Below are 12,719 nucleotides of genomic sequence, written 5' to 3' on the forward strand. Positions count from 1 at the left end.
AGTTGGGATGCTTAGCACCCCAACAAAATAACTTTCAACATTAGTCTAACGTAATATCTAAACCTAATCCACGTAACTCATGTACCAATACGTTAAACGATTCAGGTACACCAGGAGTAGGAAGGTTCTCGCCTTTTACAATCGCCTCATAAGTTTTGGCCCTACCGATCACATCATCTGACTTAACAGTTAATATCTCCTGCAGGATATTGGCAGCACCAAATGCCTCCAATGCCCAAACCTCCATCTCACCAAAACGCTGACCACCGAACTGGGCTTTACCACCCAATGGCTGTTGTGTAATTAATGAGTATGGTCCGATTGAACGGGCGTGCATCTTATCATCAACCATGTGTCCTAATTTCAACATATAGATAATACCTACAGTTGTTGGCTGGTCAAATTTCTCACCCGTTAAACCATTATGTAAGTAGGTTCTACCCGAAGCAGGAACACCAGCTTTAGCGATCCATTCTTCTACCTCGTCATGTTTAGCACCATCAAAAATCGGAGTTGCAAATTTAACACCCAATTCTTTACCGGCCCATGCCAATACAGTTTCATAGATCTGGCCCAAGTTCATACGCGAAGGTACACCCAGTGGGTTCAACACGATATCAACAGGACTTCCGTCTTCAAGGAATGGCATATCTTCATCACGTACGATACGGGCTACAATACCCTTATTACCGTGACGACCCGCCATCTTATCACCTACTTTTAACTTACGTTTTTTAGCAACATAAACTTTAGCCATCTGTACAATACCTGATGGAAGTTCATCACCAACACTGATGGCAAACTTATCACGTTTGTATGCACCCAGTTCTTCGTTTACACGAATACCGTAGTTATGAAGCAATAATTTGATCTGATCATTTTTGTCATCATCAGTAGTCCATTTGTATGGATTGATGTGCGCATACTCAAGATCTGATAAACTCTTCTGTGTAAACTTAGCACCTTTAGGGAACAACAGTTCTTTATAAACGTTGTATACACCCTGAGAGGTTTTACCATTTACAATCTGGAATAATTTATCAACCAATTCATTCTTAAGATTTAAAACGGCCAGATCATATTTCTTATCTAGTTTTTCTATCGCAGATTTTTCTTCCGCTTTAGTAGTTTTCTTAGCCCTTGAGAACAATTTAGTATCAATTACCACACCTCTGATAGATGGAGGAGTTTTCAAAGATGCATCTTTTACATCTCCTGCTTTATCTCCAAATATCGCACGTAGTAATTTCTCTTCTGGTGAAGGATCTGATTCTCCTTTAGGAGTGATCTTACCAATAAGGATATCGCCTTCTTTAACTTCAGCACCGATACGGATAATACCGTTCTCATCTAAATCTTTAGTAGCTTCCTCAGAAACGTTAGGGATATCCGGTGTTAATTCCTCTTCCCCGCGTTTTGTATCACGTACTTCCAATTCAAACTCCTCAATGTGTAATGAAGTAAAGATATCTTCACGAACAATACGTTCGTTGATAACAATCGCATCCTCAAAGTTATATCCTTGCCAAGGCATGAAAGCAACTTTTAAGTTTCTTCCTAATGCCAGCTCACCATTTTCAGTAGCATAACCTTCGCAAAGTACTTGTCCTTTAACAACTTTCTGACCTTTCTGAACGATTGGTTTCAAGTTGATACAAGTATTCTGGTTGGTTTTCTTGAATTTGATTAATTTATAAGTTTTGCTATCACCTTCGAAAGAAACTAAACGATCGCTGTCGTTTCTAACATATTTAATAGTGATTTCATTTGCATCAACATATTCAACAACACCATCACCTTCAGCATTGATCAACGTTCTTGAATCGCGGGCTACGCGACCTTCCAAACCTGTACCAACGATTGGTGCCTCAGGGCGTAACAAAGGTACGGCCTGACGTTGCATGTTCGATCCCATCAAAGCCCTGTTCGCATCATCATGCTCAAGGAAAGGAATCAACGATGCAGCGATTGATGTAATCTGATTAGGCGCCACGTCCATTAAGTCTAATTTCTCAGGCTCAATAACCGGGAAGTCACCCTCATAACGTGCTTTTACACGTGGAGTAGTGAAGTTACCTTTATCGTCATAAGCAGCATTTGCCTGTGCGATCGTTTTACCATCTTCATCTTCAGCAGATAAATAGATAACCGGCTCGTCAACAGCAACAATACCATTCTCAACTTTTTTATATGGAGTTTCAATGAAACCTAAGTTATTGATCTTCGCATGAACGCAAAGAGACGAAATCAAACCAATGTTTGGTCCCTCCGGAGTTTCAATAGTACACAAACGACCGTAGTGCGTATAGTGAACGTCACGAACCTCGAAACCTGCACGCTCACGTGACAGACCACCTGGGCCTAAGGCTGACAGACGACGCTTGTGCGTAATCTCCGCCAGAGGATTCGTTTGATCCATGAACTGCGATAACTGGTTTGTACCAAAGAATGAATTAATAACCGACGATAAAGTACGGGCATTGATCAAATCAGTTGGTGTAAACACCTCGTTGTCACGAATGTTCATACGCTCACGGATGGTACGGGCCATACGTGCTAAACCAACACCAAATTGAGCGTATAATTGCTCACCTACAGTACGAACACGACGATTCGATAAGTGATCAATATCATCCACCTCTTCTTTAGAGTTGATCAGTTTAATCAAATATTTAACAATAGCAATAATATCTGCTTTTGTTAAAACCTTTACATGATCAGGAGTATCCATTTTCAACTTACGGTTGATACGGTATCTACCCACATCACCTAAGTCGTAACGTTTATCCGAGAAGAACAAACGCTCGATAATACCTCTTGCAGTTTCCTCATCAGGTGGTTCTGCGTTACGCAAAGCACGATAGATGTTTTCAACAGCCTCTTTTTCAGAGTTAGAAGTATCCTTTTGTAAAGTATTATATATAATGGTATAATCAGCCTGGCTTGCACCATCATCTTTAGATAAAATGATCGTTTTAACACCAGCGTCAATAATCATATCAATATGGTCATCTTCTAAAACAGTGTCCCTGTCCAGGATCACTTCATTACGATCGATAGAAACTACCTCACCAGTATCTTCATCCACAAAATCCTCAACCCACTTCCTCAATACTCTTGCAGCAAGTTTACGGCCGATGTATTTCTTTAAACCTGACTTGCTAACCTTAACCTCATCAGCAAGATCAAACAACTCAAGGATGTCCTTATCAGAATCGTAACCGATAGCACGTAACAACGTGGTAACAGGGAACTTTTTCTTACGGTCGATATAAGCATACATTACGTTATTTACGTCTGTAGCAAACTCGATCCAGGAACCTTTGAAAGGAATTACACGAGCAGAATATAATTTAGTTCCATTCGTGTGACGGCTTTGGCCGAAGAACACACCTGGAGATCTGTGTAATTGTGATACAATAACACGTTCTGCACCGTTAATCACAAACGTACCTTTAGGAGTCATATAAGGTATGGTTCCTAAATACACATCTTGAATGATGGTTTCAAAATCTTCGTGTTCAGCATCATTACACGAAAGCTTTAATTTAGCTTTCAATGGAACACTATAAGTTAACCCACGGTCGATACACTCAGGTATATCATAACGTGGTGGGTCAATAAAATAATCCAGGAATTCTAAAACAAAAATGTTTCTCGAATCTGTGATTGGGAAATTCTCAGCAAACACTTTAAATAAACCTTCTGTATGACGGTTATCCGAAGTAGTTTCGATCTGAAAAAATTCTCTGAATGATTGCAACTGCACATCTAGAAAATCCGGGTAATCTATGATATGCTTACTACGTGCAAAATTTACTCTTTGGTCGACTTTATTTGCCAATGGACTAAAGTTAATTTAGTTTAAGAATAAACTATTTGTTTGGTTTGCCGTTAAACAATTTCATCAACCAAACTAAATGAAATGTTTATAAACAGGTATAGACTCCGACTATACAGTCGGAGTCTATGTTGAATTTATATTAAAATTAAGTTATTACTTAATTTCAACTACTGCTCCAGCTTCTTCTAATTGTTTTTTCAAAGCTTCTGCTTCGTCTTTAGCAACACCAGCTTTTAATTCTTTTGGTGCACCGTCAACTAAGTCTTTAGCTTCTTTCAAACCTAAACCAGTTAAGTCTTTAACCAATTTAACAACTGCTAATTTCTGACCACCAGCTTCTTTTAATATAACATCAAAAGTAGATTTCTCTTCAGCAGCAGGAGCAGCGTCACCGCCACCAACTGCAACAGCAACTGCAGCAGCAGCTGGTTCAATACCATACTCATCTTTTAAGATTTGAGCTAATTCGTTAACTTCTTTAACTGTTAAGTTTACCAATTGCTCAGCAAACGCTTTTAAATCTGCCATTTTTATAGATTTTTAAAAATTTACGTAATAATAATTATTTAATATGAACTTATTAAGGTGTTCTTAACCTTCTCTCTCTTGAAGAGTTTTAACAATTCCTGCAATTTTGTTACCGCCAGACTGTAATGCCGAAATAACGTTTTTAGCTGGTGATTGTAATAATCCAATGATATCTCCAATAAGCTCTTCTCTTGATTTCAAGCTCACTAAAGTATCTAATTGGTTATCACCAATAAATACTGTTGAATCGATATATGCAGCTTTAAGCTGAGGTTTATCAGATCCTTTTCTCAAGGCTTTGATCAGCTTAGCTGGACCGTTACCTACTGTTGAGAATAATAATGCTGACTGGCCTTTAAGCGCAACAAAGATTTCTGATGCATCGCCTTCTAATCCTTCAATCGCTTTTCTGATTAAAGTATTTTTAGCAACCTGCATTTCAATCCCGCTTTCGAAACATTTACGACGGATACTGTTTATTTTCTCAACAGATAAGCTTGATGTATCGGCAATGTAAAAATTACCGAATTCCTGCATCTTCACTTGAAGAGCCGAAACGACTTCGTGTTTTTCTTCTCTGTTCATAATTAGATCCCCGCTACTGATTTAGTTTCGATTGCAATTCCAGGACTCATAGTTGAAGAAACATGAATGCTCTTAAAATAAGTTCCTTTTGCAGCAGATGGTTTTAACTTAGAAATTACTTGAAGAACTTCTAAAGCATTTTCATATATTTTTTCTGCTGGGAATGATACTTTTCCTACTGAAGCGTGTATAATACCACTTTTGTCAACTTTAAAATCAATCTTACCGCCTTTTACATCAGTAACTGCTTTACCAACTTCGTTAGTTACAGTACCTGACTTAGGGTTTGGCATAAGGTTACGTGGACCTAAAACGCGGCCCAGTTTACCTACTTTTGCCATACAAGCAGGAGTAGTGATAATAATGTCAACATCAGTCCATCCACCTTCAATCTTGGCTACATATTCATCCAAACCTACAAAATCTGCACCTGCCGCTTTAGCCTCTTCTTCCTTATCAGGAGTACAAAGAACTAATACACGTACAGTTTTACCTGTACCGTGTGGTAAAGTAGCAATACCACGTACCATTTGATTGGCTTTACGTGGATCTACGCCTAAAGCTACATCGATATCAACCGATGCATCAAATTTAGTTGTAGTAATCTCTTTTACCAAAGCAGCCGCATCCTTTAAAGAATACGTTTTACCAGATTCTAGTTTAGCATGTGCCTTTTTTTGATTTTTTGTTAATTTAGCCACTGTTGTAAACTGTTTTTTGTTAATTAATTTGTCCAAGGTGCATCACCGCTAACGGTGATTCCCATACTGCGTGCTGTACCGGCAACCATACTCATTGCCGATTCGATAGTAAATGCATTTAAATCAGTCATTTTATCTTCAGCAATTGACTTAACCTGATCCCAAGTCACCGAACCAACTTTCTTACGGTTGGGCTCAGCAGAACCACTCGTTAATTTAGTAGCATCCTTTAACTGGATAGCAACCGGAGGGGTTTTGATGATAAATTCGAAAGACTTGTCAGCATAAACAGTAATTACAACTGGTAGTACTTTACCGGGCTTATCTTGGGTACGAGCATTGAATTGCTTGCAAAATTCCATTATATTCACCCCCTTAGCACCTAACGCAGGTCCTACTGGTGGCGATGGATTTGCAGCTCCACCCTTGATCTGTAACTTAACAAGTGCACTGACTTCTTTTGCCATTTTCTGTTTTTGTTAATTTGTAATACTCAATGTTATAATGTTGGAAGCAAGTAACATTTAAGATCTTTATATAGTTCGAAGTTGCAAGTTTTGAGTTACAGCTCTGGACTGGTAACTCAAAACTCGTAACACTTAACTTTTTTATTCTTTTTCAACCTGCATATAGTTAAGCTCCAATGGAGTTTTTCTTCCGAAAATCTTAACCATAACTTTTAGTTTCTTTTTCTCTTCGTTAACCTCTTCAATAACGCCGGTGAAACCATTAAATGGTCCATCCATAACTTTAACGTTCTCGCCTACATAATAAGCTACGTTCATGGTTTCGCCTTGCTGGCTCATCTCATCAACTTTACCTAAAATACGATTAACCTCTGCCTGACGCATAGGTACTGGATTTCCGCCTTTATCTCCTAAAAAACCAATCACACTATTAATATTCTTAATAATGTGCTCTAATTCTCCATCTAAAGTCGCTTCGATCAAAACATAACCAGGATAATAATTGCGTTCTTTTGCAATCTTCTTACCATCCTTCATCTGATAGTATTTCTCCATTGGTATCAATACCTGAGGTACCAGATGAGAAAAACCTAAACGACTAATTTCTGAATCGATATACTGTTTTACCTTCTTTTCTTTACCGCTAACAGCTCTAACTACATACCATTTCAACTGACCGTCCATCTAGCTCTATTAATTAGAAAGTGATTTATAAAAAGTATCCAACACAAAAGTAGATCCCTTATCCATAGCAAATATTACACATGCAATGATTAATGAAGCTATCAAAACCAACACTGCCGAGTTTTGCAACTCGCCCCATGTAGGCCAGGTAACCTTATGGGTCATTTCCTCGTATGATTCTTTAATAAATTGAACTACTTTAGCCATAATTATCTTTTTGCACGGGAACAAGGATTCGAACCCTGATCAAAGGTTTTGGAGACCTCTATTCTACCGTTGAACTATTCCCGTGTATTTTTAATTCTTATCTAAGAATTGGCATCTTTTAGAACAAAGTACTCAGGCGGATAAAGCCTAAGTACTTTGCTTTATTTATCTATATTTCCCTAAGGAGATATTGACTATTTTACAATTTCAGTTACCTGACCAGCACCTACTGTTCTACCACCTTCACGGATAGCGAAACGTAGACCTTTTTCCATTGCGATTGCGTTGATCAATTTAACAGAGATCGTCACGTTATCACCTGGCATAACCATTTCAGTTCCTTCAGCTAGTGAGATCTCACCAGTTACGTCTGTGGTACGGAAATAGAATTGTGGACGGTATTTGTTAAAGAATGGAGTGTGACGTCCACCTTCAGCTTTTGACAATACATAGATCTCAGCTTTGAAATCAGTGTGAGGAGTTACAGAACCTGGTTTACAGATAACCATACCACGACGGATATCAGTTTTCTCAATACCACGTAACAATAAACCTACGTTATCACCAGCTTCACCATAATCAAGGATCTTACGGAACATCTCAACACCTGTTACAGTTGATTTAAGATTTTCTGCACCCATACCCAAGATCTCAACAGGATCACCTGAGTTGATTACACCACGCTCGATACGACCAGTTGCAACAGTACCACGACCAGTGATCGAGAATACGTCCTCAACAGGCATCAAGAATGGAAGGTCAGTTAAACGTGGAGGGATTGGTACGTAGTTATCTACAGCATCCATTAATTCCATGATTTTACCTACCCATTTCGGATCTCCGTTCAAACCACCAAGAGCTGAACCTTGAATAACAGGGATATCATCACCAGGGAATTCATAGAATGATAACAATTCACGAACTTCCATCTCTACTAATTCTAATAACTCAGGATCATCAACCATATCCACTTTATTCATGAATACAACCAATGAAGGTACACCTACCTGACGAGCCAATAGAATGTGCTCGCGAGTTTGTGGCATCGGACCATCTGTAGCAGCTACAACGATGATAGCTCCATCCATTTGTGCAGCACCAGTAACCATGTTCTTCACATAATCCGCGTGACCTGGACAGTCAACGTGTGCATAGTGACGGTTAGCTGTTGAATATTCAACGTGTGATGTATTGATAGTGATACCTCTTTCTTTTTCCTCTGGAGCAGAGTCAATAGAATCAAATGAACGCGCCTCAGATAAACCAGCATCAGATAACACTTTAGTGATAGCTGCTGTTAAGGTTGTTTTACCGTGGTCAACGTGACCGATTGTGCCGATGTTTAAGTGCGGCTTGCTGCGGTCAAACTTTTCTTTTGCCATGTTTTTATACTTATTAGTAGGTTAACTTTTTTATTTATTATTTGTTTTGATACTATTTCAACACGAAAAACCTTGCTCAACTGCTTTCTATCACAGATTCACAAAGCATCTCTTTTTTGAGCCAAAGATGGGACTTGAACCCACGACCTCTTCCTTACCAAGGAAGTGCTCTACCGCTGAGCTACTTCGGCTTTTAATCTTAGCCTGCTTTCTGTCTAACCAGTTACCTGGTTAATCTTAACTGCCTGCAGACTGCCCAGCTTCTTTTTTTTTCCAATTGAGCGGAAGACGAGGTTCGAACTCGCGACCTATAGCTTGGAAGGCTATCGCTCTACCAACTGAGCTACTTCCGCTTTTTTTTATTGTGGGGAGAGAAGGATTCGAACCTTCGAAGTCTTGCGACAACAGAGTTACAGTCTGTCCCATTTGGCCACTCTGGTATCTCCCCGCTTTTAATCAAGCATATCACTACACCATCTTAAAAGAGCCTCCTATCGGAATCGAACCAATGACCTACTGATTACAAGTCAGTTGCTCTACCAGCTGAGCTAAGGAGGCTTATATATCCCATTGCTTATATTTAAGCAATGTTTTCTACAATATTAATCTTTCACAGAACTTTCCTTTTTCTTACCGGGCCTACGCCCTCTCTGAATGGGAATGCAAATCTACAAGAATTTCTATACGAAGCAAAATTATTTTCAAAAAAAAATTGGCAGAAGTAAATCTGCCAATTTCATATTAAAAAGCTAAGAAATATATATCTAATAATCAGACACTTCATTCGCATTCAGTAAAACCTTGTGCTCACTTAACTTTGTTCTCGTCTTATCTTTATGTTTAGTAATTTGCTTTCTTAAGGATTCTATCGCCAAATCTGTCGCCTCTTCAAAGGATTTACATTGTTCTTTTGCAAACATTGTACCCCCGGGTACGATCAGTTTAACTTCACTGATCTTATTTGCCTCATCATCTACGTTTTCTAATTTAAGGTATACCTCGCCACTAATGATCTGATCAAAAAACTGATCCAGTTTATCCACTTTCCTCTGAATAAAATCTAACAACTTCTGGTCTGCATTGAAATGGATCGATTGAACTGTAATTTTCATATTTTCCTCCTTTTTTACGCCTTTGGATGGGCCTGTTTATATATTGTTTTTAATCTTTCAACTGAATTATGCGTGTAAACCTGGGTAGCAGCCAAACTTGCATGCCCCAATAACTCTTTAATAGCATTCAGATCTGCTCCCCTGTTCAACAAACTAGTAGCATATGAATGACGCAACACATGCGGACTCTTTTTATCTTGTGTTGAGATATATGTCAAATAATGTTGTACTATTCGTCTAATAAATTCCGGATAGGCTTCCGCTCCTTTATTAGTAACGATTAAGCCCTGCGTTTTGTTATCAAAATTTTGTAATGTTTTTAATGCAATATAAGCTTTCAGCTGATCACTTAATATTTTACCTATCGGAATAATGCGTTCTTTATTTCTTTTCCCCAATACACGTATTGTCGAATCATAGAAATTGACATCTGTATCTTTCAATGCTAACAATTCAGCTAAACGGATTCCAGTCCCGAACAAAGTCTCAATAATCAACCTATCCCGTACCGAAGGGAAACTACTGTCAAAAATCTCTTCAGAATCGAGTAAAAGATCAAGTTTGGCATCATCTACAAAAACAGGAAGTTTTTTAGGAACCCTGGGCGCTTTCACCAAACGCATAGGATTTACAAGCAACACATTTTCACGTAGCAGGAACTTATAAAAGCTACGCAAGGTAGATAACTTCCTTCCAACTGAACTCGCAGAAACTTCCTGGTCCATCAAATACACCATGAAATCTCTCACATGCACATACTTTACTTCCGTCAGGGGCAATTCAAATGTTTTTAACATAAAATCACCAAATTGAAGCAGATCTGTTCCGTAAGACTGAATGGTATGTGAAGAATATCTCTTCTCGTGTTGTAAATAGGTTAAAAATTGCTCAACCATCATAGGAATTAGTTGTATTGCTCGTTAAAGTGAATATACAAAACATTCCCGGCAATATTGTCTTTTTTAAGACAAAAAAAAACGCCACCGAATAATCGATGACGTTTTAATTTTATATTAAACTTTAAGAACTAGATTGTTCCTTCAAGTTGCATGTTCTGCTTATAAATAGCGTGTTTAACTTGTGTACGACGAGCTACAGATTTTTTCTCATAAGCTTGGCGGCTACGCAATTCTCTTAACACTCCAGTTTTTTCAAATTTCTTTTTGAAACGTTTTAACGCCTTATCTAATGATTCGCCGTCTTTAATATTAATGATAATCATAACGTAAAATACCTCCTCTCGTTGTTTTTAGGACTGCAAAGATAGGGCTTTCATTTGATAATCAAAAGAATATATTAAATTTAATTATTGGCCTACAATGCCTCCACATATTTAGCTATATTTAATGATCAATACCTTAACTATGAAATCTAAAAAAACACTTTTCATCAGCCTTGGAATCGTTATGCTTATTCTTGGGGGCTTTTTTTATTACCGTTATTATTTTGTATTTGGTGAGGGTGTTAAAGCAGGGCAACTTAACTATGTAGTTAAAAAAGGCTACCTGTTTAAAACCTATGAAGGCAAACTGATTCAGACAGGCTTCCGCACCGGACAGCCCGGAGCTATACAATCTAATGAATTTGAGTTCTCCGTAAGCGACAAAGACATTGCTGAGAAAATGATGGTTAATAGCGGAAAAACCTTTGAACTACATTATAAAGAGTATGTAAACAGCCTACCATGGCGGGGCTATAGTGCATTTGTTGTAGACAGCATTATATCTATAAAATAAGTCCGCCTTTACATAAAATAAATCCGGGTATTGCTCAATACGCCGGATTTACTAGTTTTAATATAGATATTTGGTTAGAATATTCGTCTTAACAAGAAGCACTAAGCTTTAAGCACTTCTCTTGCTATTACTATTTTTTGTATTTCTGATGTCCCCTCTCCTATTGTACACAATTTACTGTCGCGATAGAATTTCTCCACCGGAAAATCTTTGGTGTAGCCATAGCCACCAAAAATCTGTACAGCCTCAGTAGCACACTTTACAGAAACTTCTGAAGCAAAATACTTAGCCATGGCCGATTCTTTAGTCATAGGTAAGCCGCGGTTCTTCAAATCAGCCGCTTGTCTGATCAACAGTTCAGCCGCTTCAATCTCTGTGGCCATATCCGCTAGTTTAAAACTAATACCCTGAAAACTTGCGATAGGCTGTCCAAACTGATGGCGTTCTTTGGCGTAAGCTACAGACGCTTCGTAAGCACCTTTAGCAATTCCAAGCGCCAAAGCAGCAATTGAAATCCGTCCGCCATCCAGTACTTTCATTGCCTGTTTAAATCCTTCCCCCACTTTCCCTAAAAGGTTGGCTGCAGGAACACGACAATTGTCGAAGATCATTTCCGTTGTTTCCGAAGCCCTCATACCTAGTTTATTCTCTTTTTTACCTGCCGAAAAACCTGGAGTACCGCGTTCTACAACAATTGCAGAAATACCTTTTGCGTCACCTTTTTCGCCTGTACGAACCATCACAACGGCCACATCACCTGTTTTACCATGGGTAATCCAGTTTTTTGCTCCATTAATCACATATTCGTCTCCATCAAGAACAGCAGTTGTCATCATTCTTAAAGCATCTGATCCGGTATTGGCTTCAGTTAACCCCCAGGCACCTATCCATTCAGCTGTAGCTAACTTAGGCAACCATTTTTGCTTTTGCTCCTCATTACCAAAAGCAAGGATATGTCCTGTACACAAAGAATTATGTGCAGCTAATGATAAACCAATAGAACCACAAACTTTTGCTACCTCTACAATCACATCTACATATTCCTGGTAACCAAAACCGGAACCGCCATAGACTTCAGGAACCAATACGCCCATTAAGCCCAGTTCGCCCAATTGTTTAAAAACTTCAATCGGAAAATATTGTGCCTCGTCCCATTCCATCAAATTCGGCTTTATATTTTTCTCGGCAAAATCTTTTACCATTCTCCTGATCATCTCCTGATTTTCTGAAATACTAAAATTGTATCCTACAGAATTATCCATCGTTTCTAACATATTTTATTGTTTGAATTTGGGCAATGATAATCAAATAAAATCACAGCGCCCCAAGTTAAAAACCAGCAAAAAGATAGAACGAAACGGTATTTAGTTCATTAACCCTACCCTTTCATTTTAGGGAAAATAAAACAGGCTTAAAAGTTTTTTTATTTTTTTTCAAAAAAAATGGTGGAACGAGTTCAAAAACTAAAAAATA

Annotated in this window: 13 protein-coding genes and 5 tRNA genes; 1 reads left to right on the top strand and 17 read right to left on the bottom strand. The window is 38.4% G+C overall.

Going from position 1 to position 12,719, the window contains the following annotated elements:
• Positions 1 to 40: 40 nt before the first annotated feature.
• The 16 genes from rpoB to rpsU all read right to left on the bottom strand — a co-directional run bounded on the left by rpoB (position 41) and on the right by rpsU (position 10,732).
• Positions 41 to 3,844: a DNA-directed RNA polymerase subunit beta gene (gene rpoB / locus R2Q84_RS08065; protein WP_316816040.1), complete on the bottom strand. Its 3,804-nt coding sequence runs from the start codon at positions 3,842 to 3,844 to the stop codon at positions 41 to 43.
• 153 nt (positions 3,845 to 3,997) lie between these two features.
• Positions 3,998 to 4,372, bottom strand: coding sequence for a 50S ribosomal protein L7/L12 (gene rplL / locus R2Q84_RS08070; protein WP_121273945.1), 375 nt, complete (start codon positions 4,370 to 4,372; stop codon positions 3,998 to 4,000).
• 63 nt (positions 4,373 to 4,435) lie between these two features.
• Entirely contained in the window at positions 4,436 to 4,957 is a 522-nt protein-coding gene (rplJ, locus tag R2Q84_RS08075) for a 50S ribosomal protein L10 (protein ID WP_068891706.1), read from the bottom strand.
• A gap of 2 nt (positions 4,958 to 4,959) precedes the next feature.
• Positions 4,960 to 5,658 carry a 50S ribosomal protein L1 gene (rplA, locus tag R2Q84_RS08080; protein WP_012781013.1) on the bottom strand — a complete coding sequence of 233 codons (699 nt, stop codon included), beginning with the start codon at positions 5,656 to 5,658 and terminating at the stop codon, positions 4,960 to 4,962.
• Positions 5,659 to 5,681: 23 nt separating this feature from the next.
• The gene (gene rplK / locus R2Q84_RS08085) at positions 5,682 to 6,125 is read right to left on the bottom strand and encodes a 50S ribosomal protein L11 (RefSeq protein ID WP_073232496.1); all 444 of its coding nucleotides are present in this window, start codon (positions 6,123 to 6,125) and stop codon (positions 5,682 to 5,684) included.
• 141 nt (positions 6,126 to 6,266) lie between these two features.
• A complete protein-coding gene (gene nusG, locus R2Q84_RS08090; protein ID WP_316816041.1) occupies positions 6,267 to 6,809 on the bottom strand; it encodes a transcription termination/antitermination protein NusG in 543 nt (180 codons plus the stop codon).
• Between the two features lie 9 nt (positions 6,810 to 6,818).
• Positions 6,819 to 7,016, bottom strand: a complete 198-nt coding sequence (secE, locus tag R2Q84_RS08095) for a preprotein translocase subunit SecE (RefSeq protein ID WP_316816042.1) — start codon at positions 7,014 to 7,016, stop codon at positions 6,819 to 6,821.
• Between the two features lie 13 nt (positions 7,017 to 7,029).
• Positions 7,030 to 7,100 (bottom strand) — tRNA-Trp (locus R2Q84_RS08100).
• A gap of 110 nt (positions 7,101 to 7,210) precedes the next feature.
• The gene (gene tuf / locus R2Q84_RS08105; RefSeq protein WP_316816043.1) at positions 7,211 to 8,398 is read right to left on the bottom strand and encodes an elongation factor Tu; all 1,188 of its coding nucleotides are present in this window, start codon (positions 8,396 to 8,398) and stop codon (positions 7,211 to 7,213) included.
• Positions 8,399 to 8,517: 119 nt separating this feature from the next.
• A tRNA-Thr gene (locus R2Q84_RS08110) sits at positions 8,518 to 8,589 on the bottom strand.
• Between the two features lie 89 nt (positions 8,590 to 8,678).
• A tRNA-Gly gene (locus R2Q84_RS08115) sits at positions 8,679 to 8,751 on the bottom strand.
• 12 nt (positions 8,752 to 8,763) lie between these two features.
• Positions 8,764 to 8,846: transfer RNA gene (locus R2Q84_RS08120), tRNA-Tyr, on the bottom strand.
• A 37-nt stretch (positions 8,847 to 8,883) separates the two neighbouring features.
• A tRNA-Thr gene (locus R2Q84_RS08125) sits at positions 8,884 to 8,956 on the bottom strand.
• 206 nt (positions 8,957 to 9,162) lie between these two features.
• On the bottom strand, positions 9,163 to 9,510 hold the full coding sequence (hpf, locus tag R2Q84_RS08130; RefSeq protein WP_316816044.1) for a ribosome hibernation-promoting factor, HPF/YfiA family: 348 nt from the start codon (positions 9,508 to 9,510) through the stop codon (positions 9,163 to 9,165).
• Positions 9,511 to 9,524: 14 nt separating this feature from the next.
• Positions 9,525 to 10,409 (bottom strand): tyrosine-type recombinase/integrase, encoded by an 885-nt coding sequence (locus tag R2Q84_RS08135; protein ID WP_316816045.1) that lies wholly within the window; start codon positions 10,407 to 10,409, stop codon positions 9,525 to 9,527.
• Between the two features lie 128 nt (positions 10,410 to 10,537).
• On the bottom strand, positions 10,538 to 10,732 hold the full coding sequence (rpsU, locus tag R2Q84_RS08140; RefSeq protein ID WP_012781007.1) for a 30S ribosomal protein S21: 195 nt from the start codon (positions 10,730 to 10,732) through the stop codon (positions 10,538 to 10,540).
• Between the two features lie 142 nt (positions 10,733 to 10,874).
• Between rpsU and R2Q84_RS08145 the strand changes: the two genes are divergently transcribed.
• On the top strand, positions 10,875 to 11,246 hold the full coding sequence (locus tag R2Q84_RS08145) for a hypothetical protein (RefSeq protein ID WP_316816046.1): 372 nt from the start codon (positions 10,875 to 10,877) through the stop codon (positions 11,244 to 11,246).
• Between the two features lie 101 nt (positions 11,247 to 11,347).
• Here R2Q84_RS08145 and R2Q84_RS08150 read toward each other — a convergent pair whose 3' ends face one another.
• Positions 11,348 to 12,520: an acyl-CoA dehydrogenase gene (locus R2Q84_RS08150; RefSeq protein WP_316816047.1), complete on the bottom strand. Its 1,173-nt coding sequence runs from the start codon at positions 12,518 to 12,520 to the stop codon at positions 11,348 to 11,350.
• Positions 12,521 to 12,719 lie beyond the last annotated feature (199 nt).

The sequence above is a fragment of the Pedobacter nyackensis genome (assembly GCF_032678475.1).
GTDB lineage: Bacteria > Bacteroidota > Bacteroidia > Sphingobacteriales > Sphingobacteriaceae > Pedobacter > Pedobacter nyackensis_A.